The 12,046-nt window shown below is 62.3% G+C and carries 14 protein-coding genes; 10 read left to right on the top strand and 4 right to left on the bottom strand.

What is annotated here, in order from left to right; genetic code table 11:
- Positions 1 to 24: 24 nt before the first annotated feature.
- Both NE851_RS23085 and NE851_RS23080 read left to right on the top strand, forming a co-directional pair.
- The gene (locus tag NE851_RS23085) at positions 25 to 225 is read left to right on the top strand and encodes an ECs_2282 family putative zinc-binding protein (protein ID WP_028756576.1); all 201 of its coding nucleotides are present in this window, start codon (positions 25 to 27) and stop codon (positions 223 to 225) included.
- A 149-nt stretch (positions 226 to 374) separates the two neighbouring features.
- Positions 375 to 803 carry a L,D-transpeptidase gene (locus NE851_RS23080; protein WP_028756575.1) on the top strand — a complete coding sequence of 143 codons (429 nt, stop codon included), beginning with the start codon at positions 375 to 377 and terminating at the stop codon, positions 801 to 803.
- Positions 804 to 843: 40 nt separating this feature from the next.
- Here the strand turns inward: NE851_RS23080 and NE851_RS23075 are convergent, their stop codons facing one another.
- Entirely contained in the window at positions 844 to 1,566 is a 723-nt protein-coding gene (locus NE851_RS23075) for a Crp/Fnr family transcriptional regulator (RefSeq protein ID WP_028756574.1), read from the bottom strand.
- Positions 1,567 to 1,985: 419 nt separating this feature from the next.
- Here NE851_RS23075 and NE851_RS23070 point away from each other — a divergent pair, with 419 nt between their 5' ends.
- The 7 genes from NE851_RS23070 (at position 1,986) to NE851_RS23040 (ending at position 8,445) form a co-directional block, all read left to right on the top strand.
- Positions 1,986 to 2,264, top strand: a complete 279-nt coding sequence (locus tag NE851_RS23070; RefSeq protein WP_003540486.1) for an acyl carrier protein — start codon at positions 1,986 to 1,988, stop codon at positions 2,262 to 2,264.
- Positions 2,265 to 2,476: 212 nt separating this feature from the next.
- On the top strand, positions 2,477 to 2,959 hold the full coding sequence (locus NE851_RS23065) for a 3-hydroxyacyl-ACP dehydratase FabZ family protein (RefSeq protein ID WP_003564235.1): 483 nt from the start codon (positions 2,477 to 2,479) through the stop codon (positions 2,957 to 2,959).
- Positions 2,956 to 4,161: a beta-ketoacyl-ACP synthase gene (locus NE851_RS23060; protein WP_028756573.1), complete on the top strand. Its 1,206-nt coding sequence runs from the start codon at positions 2,956 to 2,958 to the stop codon at positions 4,159 to 4,161. The genes NE851_RS23065 and NE851_RS23060 overlap by 4 nt, the downstream gene beginning before the upstream one ends.
- 11 nt (positions 4,162 to 4,172) lie before the next feature.
- A complete protein-coding gene (locus NE851_RS23055) occupies positions 4,173 to 5,459 on the top strand; it encodes a beta-ketoacyl-ACP synthase (RefSeq protein WP_028756572.1) in 1,287 nt (428 codons plus the stop codon).
- A gap of 55 nt (positions 5,460 to 5,514) precedes the next feature.
- A complete protein-coding gene (locus NE851_RS23050) occupies positions 5,515 to 6,543 on the top strand; it encodes a zinc-binding dehydrogenase (RefSeq protein WP_018480789.1) in 1,029 nt (342 codons plus the stop codon).
- 4 nt (positions 6,544 to 6,547) lie between these two features.
- Positions 6,548 to 7,483 carry a lipid A biosynthesis lauroyl acyltransferase gene (locus NE851_RS23045; protein WP_047610269.1) on the top strand — a complete coding sequence of 312 codons (936 nt, stop codon included), beginning with the start codon at positions 6,548 to 6,550 and terminating at the stop codon, positions 7,481 to 7,483.
- 245 nt (positions 7,484 to 7,728) lie between these two features.
- Positions 7,729 to 8,445, top strand: coding sequence for a PAS domain-containing protein (locus NE851_RS23040; protein ID WP_183905042.1), 717 nt, complete (start codon positions 7,729 to 7,731; stop codon positions 8,443 to 8,445).
- 45 nt (positions 8,446 to 8,490) lie between these two features.
- On the opposite strand, the gene NE851_RS23035 is transcribed toward NE851_RS23040, so the two are convergent.
- From NE851_RS23035 to NE851_RS23025, 3 genes are all read right to left on the bottom strand, one after another.
- Positions 8,491 to 8,850 carry a VOC family protein gene (locus NE851_RS23035; RefSeq protein ID WP_097542362.1) on the bottom strand — a complete coding sequence of 120 codons (360 nt, stop codon included), beginning with the start codon at positions 8,848 to 8,850 and terminating at the stop codon, positions 8,491 to 8,493.
- A complete protein-coding gene (locus tag NE851_RS23030) occupies positions 8,851 to 9,249 on the bottom strand; it encodes a polyketide cyclase (RefSeq protein WP_097542363.1) in 399 nt (132 codons plus the stop codon). It lies immediately after the preceding gene.
- 70 nt (positions 9,250 to 9,319) lie between these two features.
- Complete coding sequence (locus NE851_RS23025) at positions 9,320 to 10,111, bottom strand: helix-turn-helix domain-containing protein (RefSeq protein WP_254957967.1); 792 nt, start codon at positions 10,109 to 10,111, stop codon at positions 9,320 to 9,322.
- 210 nt (positions 10,112 to 10,321) lie between these two features.
- Between NE851_RS23025 and gnd the strand changes: the two genes are divergently transcribed.
- Positions 10,322 to 11,773, top strand: a complete 1,452-nt coding sequence (gene gnd / locus NE851_RS23020) for an NADP-dependent phosphogluconate dehydrogenase (RefSeq protein ID WP_174824475.1) — start codon at positions 10,322 to 10,324, stop codon at positions 11,771 to 11,773.
- Positions 11,774 to 12,046: the final 273 nt, after the last annotated feature.

Here is a 12,046-nt window from a genome sequence, read left to right as displayed (position 1 = left end):
TCTTATCAGACCGGAAGCAGAGCGATGACAGTTCAGGTTGAGTTACCGTGCCCGAAGTGCAAGAGCACGAAGATGAAGTTCGAACGTCCCGAGATCCGGGAGACCGACATCATCACCTGTGCGGCCTGCGGGCATAATCTCGGCACAATGGCCTCGATCCGCGAGAAGATGAACAAGGCCTACCAACAGCTCAAGCAGCCTTCGGCGGCGCGCAAGCTCCAGTGAAGCAGAGGCCGGTGTCTTACTCCGGTAACTCCCGCCTTGGCTCGTTAGAGTTGTGATTACCATTCGGATTAAAGCAATATAATAAGTATTGCCGTAGTCTCTCTTCCGTGAGGGCGCAATGAAGCTGCGCGGGCCGAAGAGGGGTTATCATGAAGACGATTTTGGCGGCTGCGGCCGCAAGTTTATTGCTGCAGTTTTCTCCGGTTGCCGCTCAGGCCGCAACGCTGGTCGCCAATATCAGCATCGGCAAGCAGACGATGACCGTTACCGAGAACGGCTTCGTCAAATATCGCTGGAAGGTTTCGACCGCGCGCAACGGCTATGTCACGCCGACCGGTTCGTGGAGCGCCAAATGGCTGTCGCGCGATCACCGCTCCAGGAAATACGACAATGCGCCGATGCCCTTCGCCGTGTTTTTCAACGGCGGTTACGCCGTTCACGCCACCTTCGACCTGAAGCGGCTGGGCCGGCCGGCCTCGCATGGTTGCGTTCGCTTACATCCGGACAATGCTGCCCAGTTCTTCTCGCTGGCACGACAGGCCGGCCTTGCCAATACCCGTGTCATAATCACGCGCTGATCCCGGACCGGAAAGCCGAATGCGGCATTTGATCCCTTTTTTACGCGCTGGTCATGCTCTGCAGCTCATCCATATCGGGGACGACGATATGTCGAAAGTTCTCGATGTGAATGACGCCCCGCTTGCGCAGCTTGGTCATCTGGCGGCTGACGGTTTCGATCGTCATCCCGAGGAAATCGGCGATCTCGGCGCGCGATAGCGGCAGATCGAAGGCGGTGCTCGTGGCGGTCTGCGGTTCGGCATGTGTGGCGATAAGGTAAAGCAGGCTTGCGACTTTCTCGCCTGCGGTGCGCCGGCCGAGCGTCAGCATCCACTCGCGCGCGGCATCGAGCTCCTTCAGCGCCTGATCGTGCAAGCTGCGCTGCAGCTCTGGTGTCTCGGATATCATGCGGTCGAGCAGGTTACGGGGAAAGACGCAGATTTCGGCGTCGGTCGCAGCCTCAGCCGATAGCGTGCTTTCACGCACGAAAGGTCTGCCGACAAAATCGGGGGCGAATTGCAGCCCGACGATCTGCTGGCGCCCGTCCTGCATCACCTTGCAGAGCTTCACCACCCCGCGCATGATGTTCGAATAGAAAGAGCTTTCCGCCCCTTGGGCGATGATTTCGCAGCCGGCCTCGATCTTGCGGCGCAGAGAGTGGCGGTTGAGCTCTCTCAATTGACCACTCGACAGGGCGCCGCAGACGACGCCGTGCCGCGCCTGGCAGGAAGCGCAAGCGACAGGAGTGCTGGTCTCGAAAAGCTCACTGCGTGCAACATCCATGTCCTGATCCCTTTTGAAATCTTCGTATGGCCGGCAGGATTGGCGCGTCCGGCATGGCCCATGCCCGCGCATGCCCCCAGCGCGCCTTGAGGATTATCAATTTCGCCGGGATCGCTGTTTGATTTAGATCAAAGCATCCCCGCCCGCCGGTTTTGCCGGAAGTTGCGTTTGCCGCGATGCGAGGGCCGTTCGCGGGTTTGATTCGGACGGCTTTTTCGCCTTCCGGCTGGGCGGGCTTTCGGGTGCGGCATCGCCGCGCGCCTCGGCGCCCGTCCCGGGGACGGCAAAGACCGGCATTCCATTGCTGTTTAGGCAACACCCAACCGGCAAATTGCCGCAACGCCGGGACGAAAGCATTGGCTTTTGAAATGGATTTGCCTATGAGGAGGTTTAAATCGTCATTTCATGAGGTACAGCGCGTGACCGCTACATTCGATAAAGTTGCCGACATTATTGCAGAAACCAGCGAGATCGACCGCGCGACGATCACGCCGGAGAGCCATACGATCGACGACCTCGGTATCGACAGCCTCGATTTCCTCGACATCGTCTTTGCGATCGACAAGGAATTCGGCATCAAGATTCCGCTCGAAAAGTGGACGCAGGAAGTCAACGAAGGCAAGGTTTCCACCGAAGAATATTTCGTGCTGAAGAACCTCTGCGCCAAGATCGACGAGCTCAAAGCAGCCAAGGCCTGAGCGACATAAAAGTCTTTTTTGAACGCCCTGCCGCCGTGAATATGGCGGCCGGGCGGTTTCGTTCCTAACTAGTGCATGTCGCCCAAAAGCGTGCAGCGGTTTTGGGGCGACGACGTGCACAAAACAAAGACCTAAAGTGCGACCAGCTTCTATGCGACGCGCTTCAGGCGTCACCGGCGGGCGGATCTGGCCTGTCGGGCCGGAGGATCCGAATGCTGCTGGAATATTTCCAGATGATTGACCGCGTCGAAGCGGTGGACCTGAAGAAGGGCACGCTTAAGGCGCGATCCGTCGTGCCGGCCAAGAGCCCCGTTTTCGAAGGTCATTTTCCCGGAATGCCGCTGGTCCCCGGCGTGCTTCTGATCGAGACCATGGCGCAGGCCTCCGGCATGCTGGTGCTTGCCGTCACCGATTTTGCCGCCATGCCTTTCCTGATGACTGTCGACGGCGCCAAGATGCGCACCTTCGTCGAGCCGGAAGCGGTGCTCGACATCGAGGCGGTTCTGGAGCATGACGGTTCGGGTTTTGCGGTCACCAAGGCTAAAATCACCAGCGCCGGCAAGAAGGTCTGCGATGCGCAGCTGAAGCTTCGCACCATGCCGTTTTCCGAGGTGCCGCTCGGCGATATCGTGAAGAAACGTGCCGGCGAGATCGGGCTTCTCGAAGCGATCGCGGCGCAGGGAGTGATTGGATGAGCAAGGCTGCAAACGACGTCGTCATCACAGGCATCGGCATCGTCACCTGTCAGGGCGTCGGCAAGGATGCGCATATCGCGCTGCTTTCGGCCGGCACTACCCCGAAGGCGATCGTCGAGACCGAGAAGTTCAAGCCCTATCCGGTGCATCCGCTGCCCGAGATCGACTGGTCGCAGCAGATCGCCAAGCGCGGCGACCAGCGCCAGATGGAGAACTGGCAGCGCATCGGCGTTTTCGCTGCCGGCCTTGCGCTCGACGATGCCGGCTTCAAGGATGATATCGAGGCCTGCGGCGCCATGGACATGATCGTGGCGGCCGGCGGCGGCGAGCGTGACATCAATGTCGATACGCTGATCGTCGACGAAGCGCTGAAGCGCAACGACCGTGAGCTGCTGCTCAACGAAAAGCTGACGACGGAGCTCCGGCCGACGCTGTTCCTTGCCCAGCTTTCCAACCTGCTCGCCGGCAATATCTCGATCGTGCACAAGGTCACCGGCTCCTCGCGCACCTTCATGGGCGAGGAAGCGGCCGGCATATCAGCCGTCGAGACCGCCTTCTACCGCATCAAGTCAGGCGAATCCTCGCATGCGCTGGTTGGCGGCGCCTTCGCGGCCGAACGGCCCGATATGATCCTGCTCACCGAAGCGATCGGCGCGCATGCGCGCGGCGACTGGGTGCCGCTCTGGTCGCGGAGACCCAGCGACGGCGGCGGCATGATCACCGGTTCGGCCGGCGCCTTCCTGGTGCTCGAATCGCGCAAGCATGCCGAAGCCCGCGGTGCCCATATCTACGCCGTCATCGACGCGGTCGAGGGTGACCGCGGCAACCGCAATGCCGGCAATCTCGAGGTCCGGCTGGAGCGGCTCCTGGCACCGGCCGTCGGACTTGCCGCCGAGAGCACGGCGGTCTTTTCCGGCTCGACCGGTATGCACGATCTTGCCGCCCGTGAACGGGCGGTGCTCGAACATCATTTGCCCGACGTTGCGATCCGCGGCTTCGGCGGCGTCACCGGCCATACGATCGAGACGCAGTTCACGCTGGGGCTGGCGCTTGCAGCCCTTGCCGTCGATGGCAAGGCCAAGGTTCCGCCCTTCGATGCCGCTCATGAGGCGCCGATGCGGGCAGGCGCCACCGCCGCCGTCGTAACCACGGTCGGACATCAGCGCGGCGAAGGTGTTGCCGTTCTTTCCGCAGATGCGTGAGGAGTAAGGACATGACAGCTTCCGCTTACAGGGATCATCTCGGCCGTCCGATCGTGGCGGTGACCGGCATGGGCATCATCACCTCGCTTGGTCAGGGCCTCAGCGACAACTGGGCAGCGCTCTCGTCTGGCACGTCGGGTATCCACGAGATCAACCGTTTCCCGACCGAGGGCCTGTCGACTCGGATCGCCGGCACTGTCGATTTCATCGGCATCCCAGTGCCGAATGCTGTCGAGCGCTCCTATGCTTTTGCCCGCGAAACGACGATCGAGGCGCTTGCTAATGCCGGCCTTTCCGGCGATTTCAACGGCCCGCTGTTCCTCGCCGCCCCGCCGATCGAGCCGGAATGGAGCGCGCGTTTCGAGCTTGCCGACCGTTCACCGGCCTCCGACCATCCGGGCGATGCCTATGAGCGCTTCCTGACGGCGCTGCGCCAGCGCCCGGACCCGGCCTTCCACGAGGCGGCACTGTTCGGCGCGATTTCCGAACGCCTGGCAGACCGGTTCGGCACGCGCGGCCTTCCCGTGACGCTGTCGACCGCATGCGCTTCCGGCGTCACGGCCATCCAACTCGGCATCGAGGCGATCCGCCAGGGCCGCACGACCCGGGCGCTGACGGTTGCGACCGACGGATCGCTGAGCGCCGAAGCGCTGATCCGCTTCTCGCTGCTGTCTGCCCTTTCGACGCAGAACGATCCGCCGACCAAGGCCTCCAAGCCATTCAGCAAGGATCGCGACGGCTTCGTCATCGCCGAAGGTGCCGCGACGCTGGTGCTGGAATCGCTGGAAGCGGCGGTCGCCCGCGGCGCCAAGGTGCTCGGCATCATGAAGGGCGCCGGCGACAAGGCCGACAGCTTTCATCGCACCCGGTCGTCGCCGGATGGCGGCCCGGCAATCGCGACGATTCGCGCGGCGCTTGCCGATGCCGGCATCGACGAGAGCGGCATCGGCTACATCAATGCCCACGGCACCTCGACGCCGGAGAACGACAAGATGGAATATGGGGCGATGTCGGCCGTCTTCGGCGAGCGGCTCGTCGGCATCCCGGTCTCGTCGAACAAGTCGATGATCGGCCATACGCTGACGGCAGCGGGTGCCGTCGAGGCGGTGTTCTCGCTGCAGACGATGCTGACCGGAACGCTGCCGCCGACGATCAACTACACCAACCCCGATCCGTCGATCGTTCTCGATGTCGTGCCGAACAAGAAGCGCGAAGCCCAGGTTTCAGCCGTGCTTTCCAACTCCTTCGGCTTCGGCGGGCAGAATGCCAGCCTTGTCATGGCGCTCGAACCGGCTTAAGCGGTTCCCGACAAATTTTTGAGAGAGATGACGCCTTCAGGCGAGGGATTTTGCCATGCGCGCTTTGCAACTGATCGACGACCGCAAGCTTGAGATCACCGATCTGCCGGAACCGGACGCACCTGGCGCCGGAGAGGTGACGTTGCGGGTCAAGGCGGTGGCGCTCAATCACATCGACGTCTGGGGCTGGCGCGGCATGGCCTTCGCCAAGCGCAAGATGCCGCTGGTCATCGGCGCGGAAGCTTCGGGCGTCGTGGAATCGATCGGGCCGGGCGTCGCCAACGTGCTGCCGGGCCAGCTCGTCTCGATCTACGGCGCGCGCACCTGCGGTCTCTGCCGCCCCTGCCGCGAGGGCCGCGACAATCTCTGCGAACATGTCTCGGGCGTGCACGGCTTTCATCTCGACGGCTTTGCGCAGGAGAAGGTCAACCTGCCGGCGCGCCTGCTGGTGCCGGCTCCTCCCGGTGTCGATGCGATCGGTGCAGCACTCGCGCCCGTCACCTTCGGCACGGTCGAGCACATGCTGTTCGACAATGCCAAGCTCGAGCCGGGCGAGACGATTCTCGTCCACGCCGGCGGTTCCGGCATCGGCACGGCGGCGATCCAGCTTGCCAAGAAGATCGGCTGCACCGTCATCACCACGGTCGGTTCCGACGACAAGATCGAGAAGGCCAAGGCGCTCGGCGCCGATCACGTCATCAACTATCGCACCGACCGCTTCGAGGGCGTGGTGCGCAAGCTCACCAAGAAGAAGGGCGTCGACGTCGTCTTCGAACATGTCGGCAAGGACACCTGGGCGGGCTCGATGCTCTGCATGAAGCGCGGCGGGCGGCTCGTCACCTGCGGCTCGACCTCGGGTGTTTCCACAGAGATGAACCTGATGATGCTGTTCCAGCAGCAGCTGAAGCTTTTCGGCTCCTTCGGCTGCCGCATGGAGAACATGGCGGATGCGATGCAGAAGATGGGCCGCGGGCTCGTGCATCCGGTCATCGACACCGAAGTCAGCTTTAGCGATATCGACCGGGCGCTGGAGCGGATGGAATCGCGCCAGATCTTCGGCAAGATCATCCTGAAGATGGATTGACCGCGTGAAGCTCTTCATCACCCGGATCGTGCTGGCGCTCAGAAATTTCCAGCAATGGCTGGTGGCGCAGGTGATGTTCGGCTTCCTGAATTTCCTGAAGCTGTTTCCGGCCGATGGCGCGATCCGCTTCGCCGACAGGATGATGCGTCGCCTCGGCCGGCGCACCCGCCGCCACAGGCTGATGCTGACCAATCTTCGCAACGCCTTCCCCGAGAAGAGCGAGGCCGAGATCGAGGTGATCGCGCTCGACAGCTGGGGCAATATGGGCCGGCTGGCGGCCGAATACGTCTTCCTCGACCAACTGTTCGACTACGATCCCGAAAAGTCGGAGCCGGGCAGGGTAGAGGTGTCTGGCGTCCCGATCTTCCTCGACCTGCGTGACAATCCACGCCCCTTCATCGTCTTTACCGGCCACACCGCCAATTTCGAACTGCTGCCGGTGGCAGGGGCCGCCTTCGGGCTCACCGTGACCGTGCTTTTTCGGCCGCCGAACAATCCCTATGTCGCCAAGAAGGTGTTCGACTTCAGGAGTGCGCGCATGGGCAAGCTGGTGCCTTCGCATGCCGGTTCCTCCTTTGCGCTCGCCCGCCAGCTGGAAGCAGGCCAGGGGGTCGGCGTGCTCGTCGACCAGAAATTCCGTAAGGGGCTGAAAGGCACCTTCTTCGGGCGCGAGGTCAAGACCAATCCGCTGCTGCCGAAGCTGGTGCGCCAGTTCGACTGCGAGGTCTATCCGGCGCGCTGCATCCGGCTGCCGGGAAATCGCTACCGGCTGGAGATCGAGCCGCGGCTGGACATGCCGCGCGACGCCAAGGGCAATCTCGACCTGCCGGCAGCCGCCCAGCTGCTCAACGACAAGGTGGAAAGCTGGGTACGGGAATACCCGGAACAGTGGCTCTGGTATCACGACCGCTGGCAGATCAAGCAGACGCTCGCGCCTTAAGACAGATTGATTTTAGGTGGGCCGGTCTAAAAAACGCTTACACTTTCGGCATCGTGCTGCAAAAAGGTCCACCCTCAATTATCAGCGGTGAAAAGCGGCAGGTGCCCTCGGATTGAAACTGAGGGCACTTCATGTTACCCGTCACCACCAAGACGCGAATAAAGTCTACTGCAGGGCGCATTTTGGGGAGATGCAGCCTTAGCCGGTTTCGGACTCGTTCTTGGGACAATGGGAGTTGGAGCGTCTTGCTGGAGCTTTTTCGGGCCTTTTCCTTGCGTTGCGTTCAAATCGAGGAAGCCATCCGCTTGGGCGACGATCAGCGCGTCACGGCGCTCGACCGCCATGTCGAGCCGCTGGTCGAAGCGATCCTCGCCCACAAGGCGGTGAACCTGCTCGAAGTCTACATGCAACTGCAGTTTGTGACCCATCTGATCGGCCAGGATGCCGACGACAGCGCCAGCGTCACCGAGCACACGACGGTGCTTTCCTACCTGCTCGACCGTTATTTCGGGGCGCATGGGCCGGACTGGCGCACGCCTTCGCCGCGGGATGTGCGCATCGAACCGCCGGCGGCCTATGTGCCGGATACCGACAACGGCCAGTTCCTCAATGCCGCGATCTTGGATAGCCTGCCGGACCGCGTGGCTGTCCTGACGAGGGATTATCGCTACCTCTATTCCAATCCGGCCAACAGCGCCCATCTCGATAGAAAGCCGATGGAACTCATTGGCCGCCACCTTTCCGAATTCATCGGTGAGGAGCGGTTTGCCGAATGCGCCAAGCACAAGCTCGACGCCTGTTTTGCCGGGGACCAGATCGACTATACCTATGAGCGCCCGGCCGGCAGTGTCGGATCGCGGCAGGTGCGCTGTCGCATGTCACCGCTGCGCGATGCGGGCGGCACGGTCATCGGTGCGCTGATCGTCATGGAAGATCACGATCGGCGGCGGCAGGCTGCCTGACCCCGGCCGGCTGATTCAGGCGCGCCCTGACCAAACAAGTTACCGTCAGGCAGTCGCCCAGACGGCGAGTTCGTAACCGTCGCGGTCGAGGAAGTGGAAGCGGCGGCCGCCGGGAAAATCGGTGATCGGGCGGCAGATCGTGCCGCCGGCTCTTTCGACTGAGGTCAGCACTTCTTCCAGGTCATTGGCATAGACGACAACAAGCGGGCCGCCCGGCCGCACGGGGCCGAAATCGGTGAAGCCGCCCTTCAGCCGGCCATCGTCGAACTCGCAATAGTTCGGGCCGTAATCGGTGAAACGCCAGCCGAAGGCCGAGCCGTAAAAGGTTTTGGCGGCGGCGATGTCGGCGACGTTGAATTCGACATAATCGATGCGGCGGTCGTGGTTCTCTGACTTATCGGCCATCTATCTCTCCATCAGGGCTTTCAGCATGGCGAGATCCTTCTCGACATGGGCGGCATCGGCGGAAAACTGCGCGTCGGTCATGCCGGGCAGGCGCAGCACAGTGAACATGACCTCGCAGCCATCGCCGTTCGGCACGATGCGCAGGGCATTATAAACCCTGAGGCCGGATTCAATCGTCACCGTATGGTCGATCACGCCGAATTCATTGGCAGGTACGAAGCTCACCTTGACGGTGCCGAGAGGACCGTGGGCGATCCAGTCGGCGCCGTCGGGCTCGAAGCCGGTCGCAAGGCCGGAGGCCCAGAGCGGCATGTTCCCCGGCTTACCGGCAAAGTCGTAGACGTCGCGCCAGTCGCGCTCGATCGACTGGTGAATGATTTTCGCTGGCATTGTCGACATGGCTTGCAGGTCCTTGGCATTTGGTTTCGGCAGAATAACAAACCGGCCGGCAGCGTCTTGAACAAAACGGTCAGTCAGCTCTTTTGCGCATGCTGAGCTGGACGACAATGACGGCGGGCGTCAGAGTCGAGAGCTCGCCGACCTCGCGCGTCATGTGGGGCTGGTCGGCAAAGCCCGCTTCGAGCGCCAGGCGGGCAAGCGGCATCGTGCCCGACCTGCGGCAGAGATCGAGGAAACGCTGGAACCGGCGGATCCGTTCCAGCGTCTTTGCGCCATAGCCGAAATGATGGTGGCAGCGACGGCGCAGCTGCCTTTCGCTCATGCCGAGCCGGTCGAGCAGGCCGGATGCCGGGCGAGCACTGTCGGCGGTGGCGAAGATCACGATGGCGTCTCGGGCGGGCTCTTCCTCATGGCGCGTGGCTTCTTCGAGCAGGCGGCTGAAGAGTGCCATCGCGGCCGAGGGATTGGGACAATCCCCAAGCCGCGCCTCGAATTCGGCCGTGTCCTTCCGACCGATGTCACTCAGCGGCACCGAGCAGCCGACCAGCGCCGAGAGCGGCGTCTTCAGCCAGGGTACTGCGGCGCCCGGTGCAAAACGTGCGCCGATGACGGTTGCGCCCGGCCGGATGACGGGAAAGGCGGCCGCCCTGTCGGGGCCGGCGACGACCAGCCGGCCGTCGATCCAGAGAAGGTCGCAATAGCCGTCCGGCACGATCGCCACCCTTGCCGGCGGTCCGTCATGGAGCGTATGCGACCAGAGACGGCTGAAATGACGCCGCAGCGCCGGCGGCGGTGCATGTTCGCGGTAGCGGCCGGCGCGGGCCGCCAGGAGAGCCGGATCTTTTCGTCTTCCCGATGCCAATGCGATATCTCCCGAGGCAATGATGATAACATGAGATAGGGCATTGCGGGCAGGACCCGCGAAAAACCTGCGGGCTTCCGGATCAGGCGGCGGCCGGCGGGTTGTCGGACAAGTCAACGGTGCAAGCTTCATTTCATTGGCTTTTGCGAACCGATTAGACCCTTGCGAGACTTGCCGTTTGGCCGAGACAGTGCCACAACACCGGTCCAAATGACACATCGGAGGTTTGTCGTGGAAAAGGCAGAAATCGGACTGATCGGCCTTGCGGTCATGGGCTCCAACCTGGCGCTCAACATCGCGGAGAAAGGCAATAAAATCGCGGTCTTCAACCGCACGCCGGAGAAAACCGACGAATTCTACGAGAGCGCCGGCGATCTGAAGAAGCAGATCATTCCCTGCAAGACCATCGAAGAATTCGTCGAGGCGATCCGGCCGCCGCGCCCGATCATCATCATGATCAAGGCGGGTGATGCCGTCGACCAGCAGATGGAAGCGCTGCGCCCGCATCTTTCCAAGGGCGACATCATGATCGATGCCGGCAACGCCAATTTCCGCGACACCGTCGCCCGCTTCGACCGCCTCAAGGATACCGATCTCACCTTCATCGGCATGGGTGTATCAGGCGGTGAAGAAGGTGCGCGTCACGGCCCGTCGATCATGGTCGGCGGCACTGAGGAATCCTGGAAGCGTGTCGAGAAGGTGCTGACCTCGATCGCCGCCCGCTACAATGACGAGCCCTGCGTCGCCTGGCTCGGCAATGACGGCGCCGGCCATTTCGTCAAGACCATCCATAACGGCATCGAATATGCCGACATGCAGATGATCGCCGAAATCTACGGCATCCTGCGCGACGGCCTCGGCAAGAGCGCCTCCGATATTTCCGGCATCTTCGGCGAATGGAACAAGGGCCGGCTGAACTCCTACCTGATCGAGATCTCCGAAAAGGTGCTTGCCGCCAACGACCCCGTCTCCGGCGGGCCGATGGTCGACATGATCCTCGACAAGGCCGGCCAGAAGGGCACCGGCAAGTGGTCGGCGATCGAGGCGCAGAACATGGGCATTCCGGCAACGGCGATCGAAGCCGCGGTCGCCGCCCGCAGTCTCTCCTCGATGAAATCGCAGCGCGAAGCCGCCGAAAAGATCTTCGGCACGCAGGCCGTATCCTTCCCGATCGCCTACGGCCCCGAGCTCAACAAGGATCTGGAACTGGCGCTGTTTGCCGCCAAGATCGGCGCCTATGCGCAGGGCTTCGCGGTGATGGCGGAAGCCTCGCGCGAGTTCAACTGGTCGCTGCCGATGCCGACGATCGCCCGTATTTGGCGCGCCGGCTGCATCATCCGCTCGCAGTTCCTCGACGAGATCACCTCGGCCTTCACCAAGGCGCCTGATGCCGCCAACCTCATCGTAACGCCCGCCTTCTCGGACATGGTCAAGGAATCGATCCCGGCGCTTCGCCGCGTCGTTGCGGCTGCGATTTCCGCCGGCCTGCCGGTGCCGGCGCTAACCTCGGCGCTCACCTATTTCGATGCTTACCGTCAGGGCAGGGGAACGGCGAACCTCATCCAGGCCCAGCGCGACTTCTTCGGCGCCCACGGCTTCGACCGCCTCGATGGCAAGGATTTCCACCACGGCCCATGGGGCAGTGGTGCGGCAACCTTCTAAGGTCTGCCGAGTAGAGATCGAGAAGAAGCCCGGCCGTCGCGCCGGGCTTTTTCGTGAGGTGTGTCGCGCTGCTCCATTTTGCAGGATGCCAAATGGCGGACTTTCGGAAAGTGTAGGATTTAATCGTGCTCTGTGGGATAAGGGTGCAAAAGCTTTCCAAAGCGAGGAACGGTTCGGAGCGAGATTCGGGATGGCCTGAGGATCGTCGGCTTCGAACGAAGCCTGAGCATTGCTTTCACCGTTGAGGGTGAAACCGTCTATATCCTCAGGATC

Origin of the sequence: Rhizobium anhuiense bv. trifolii, assembly GCF_024346605.1 — a bacterium.
GTDB lineage: Bacteria > Pseudomonadota > Alphaproteobacteria > Rhizobiales > Rhizobiaceae > Rhizobium > Rhizobium anhuiense.
This window is presented reverse-complemented; position numbering and strand designations above follow the sequence as displayed.